The 2,673-nt window shown below is 44.0% G+C and carries 1 protein-coding gene; it reads left to right on the top strand.

Annotated elements, in window-relative coordinates; all coding sequences use genetic code 11:
- Positions 1 to 184: 184 nt before the first annotated feature.
- Positions 185 to 2,500: an NACHT C-terminal helical domain 2-containing protein gene (locus AC805_RS15800; RefSeq protein ID WP_055076309.1), complete on the top strand. Its 2,316-nt coding sequence runs from the start codon at positions 185 to 187 to the stop codon at positions 2,498 to 2,500.
- Positions 2,501 to 2,673: the final 173 nt, after the last annotated feature.

Raw genomic sequence — 2,673 nt, 5'->3', positions numbered from 1 at the left:
AGGGGCGCAACTTTACGGGTTTTGGTAATTTATTTTGCACAAGCAGTTACAGCAATTGGCGATCGCTAGTCATGTTAAGATAAAGTCAAGACCGAAAAGAGAGATGCGACGCGAAGCGTCGCACCTCTCTTTTCGGTTTTATGATAATTTAAATGTATTCGGTTGGCTAAAACATCTATAACCTATGTTCCCCCAAAAATTTCTGACGAGAATGGCTCAAATCCATCAGCTTTCTGTCGATCAGGAAAGTGTGTTCCTATTGCGATTTGGCGAAAATCGTGAGGATCGGGAAGTCGCGAGCTTCTTGGGGATTTCGGAAGAAGCTTACCGCAAACGGATGGGGGAGATCTATCGCAAGTTTGATATCAGTGGCAAAGGACCTGGCAAAAATAATCGTCTCTTACATATTTTACAAAACTACCTAGAGGCGGAAACAAATAAGCTCAACGAGCAGAGTTTGGCAATTTCTAATCAATCTTTGACTGGACAGGGGGCGGCGGGCTCGGATATTAATTTAGACATTAATATTGACGAACTTGTAGAGCAAATGCGCTACCGCAGTCGGCAAATTATCCAAGAGCGCTGTGCGACTATGCGAGTTCTCGACATGTCCCATCCGATTGACCTTGAAAATATTTACACGGGAACCGATGTCTTAGAAAAGATTACGAGCCGTCGTCGTTTGGGAATTGCGGATTTGCTTGCCACCTATCATGGGCGCGATCGCATTGAAATGGGAATTATCAATGAAGATCGGGTGTCGAGTATGGAGGCTCTGACTCGATATGGCAAGCTAATGCTGTTGGGAAAACCAGGGGCGGGCAAAACCACATTATTGAAATATACGGCGCTGAAATGTTCGCAGGGCAATATTTTTAGTGAATTAGTTCCGATTTTTGTAACTTTACGTCAGTATGCAGGTGCGGAATCTCAACCGAGGTTAATAGAATATATTATTCAAGACTTTCAGTCGTCAAATATTAGTGATAGCACCACGGTTAAATACCTGTTACAGCAAGGTCGGGCAATATTATTTTTAGATGGACTAGATGAAGTTCGCGAAGATGATTTGCATCACGTCCTAGAGGATTTGCGGAGCTTTTCCGAACAGTACTATACCAATCGCTTTGTGATTACTAGTCGTTTGGGAGCGCAGGAATATGTATTTGAGAAGTTTACCGAAGTAGAGGTTGCCAATTTTCAACCGCTCCAGATTTCTCAATTTGCTCAGCGTTGGTTTTATGGGAATTCTCGACATATTGAGCTTTTCCTACGCAAAGTCGAAGAAAACCGCCCAATTCAAGAACTAGCTACCAATCCCTTACTGCTGACATTGTTATGTTTAGTATTTGATGAATTTGGCGATTTCCCAACTAACCGTTCCGAACTTTATCGAGAAGGACTGGATGTTCTACTCAAGAAATGGGATGCTAAGCGCAATATCGAACGCCACCAAATTTATAAAAATCTATCGATGCAACGTAAAGAAGATCTATTGGCTCAAGTGGCTTGTACAACCTTTAATCAGGGAGATTACTTCTTTCGGCAGGTCGATCTAGAACGTTATATCACTGACTATATTCGCAATTTACCGAAAGCCCATACTAATGAAGATGCTCTACAGTTGGATAGTGAAGCGATTATTAAGGCGATCGAATCGCAACATGGATTATTTGTGGAACGGGCTAAAGGTATTTATTCCTTTTCCCATCTAACGTTTCAGGAATATTTAGCAGCGAGAGAACTGGTCTACAATGGCAATCCTGAAACGTTAACATTGCTTGCCAGTAAAATCACCGATCACCGTTGGCAGGATGTTTTGCGCCTTGCGGTGAGTATGATGCGCTCAGCCGATGAATTATTACAGCTCATGAAGGACTATTGCGATCGCCTATTGGTTGGGGATCGGCAGTTGCAAAGCTTGTTGCAGTGGGTGAAACAGAAGGCAGAATCCGTACAAGTGCCCGATCGTATTCAGTCAGTACGCGCATTTTATCTAACCCTTGGTCGAGCGATCGCCCAGAGCGATCCCTTAAATCTCGCCAATGTATTGGCTAGAACCCTCGTCCTCGATCTCGACCTCTGCCAAAATCGCAATCTAAATGTCGATTTAGCTTTCGATCTCGCTCGCGCACTGGAAACTAAACAAGATGAAGAACTGGGACTCGATCTCGAACTGGATCTAAGTCTTGCTTTGGAATATGCCCAAGAGATGAACGATCCTCATTTAGCGAATGCTTTAACAGAACTGATCGGAACTTGTCCTGATGATGCTGATAGTGATATTAAATGGCAATATTGGGCAAATAACCTCCGTCAACAAGCTATCAATCATCGAAATATTGGTCAAATCTGGGATTTTACTCCCCACCAACTCGGGCATTTGCGGCAATACTGCAATGCTAATCGCCTCTTAGTGGAATGTCTTGAAAGTGATTGCTATGTCCGCCAGCCAGTTCGACAGGCGATCGAGCAAAGCCTGTTATTACCCAATCCATGAACTGCTATAGCTACCGCCAGTTTTGTTAGGACAAAATTAAAACCCCAAAGAGAGTTGACGCGCGCCGCGCGTCAACTCTCTTTGGGGTTTTATGTCCTGATCCAGTTCGGTAGCTATAAATAGGAAAGGATGGGCGGTGCTTCGCGCTGCCCATCCTTTCCTGATCACTGCCC

It is taken from the genome of Pseudanabaena sp. 'Roaring Creek', assembly GCF_001402795.1.
In the GTDB taxonomy this organism is placed as follows: Bacteria; Cyanobacteriota; Cyanobacteriia; order Pseudanabaenales; family Pseudanabaenaceae; genus Pseudanabaena.
This window is presented reverse-complemented; position numbering and strand designations above follow the sequence as displayed.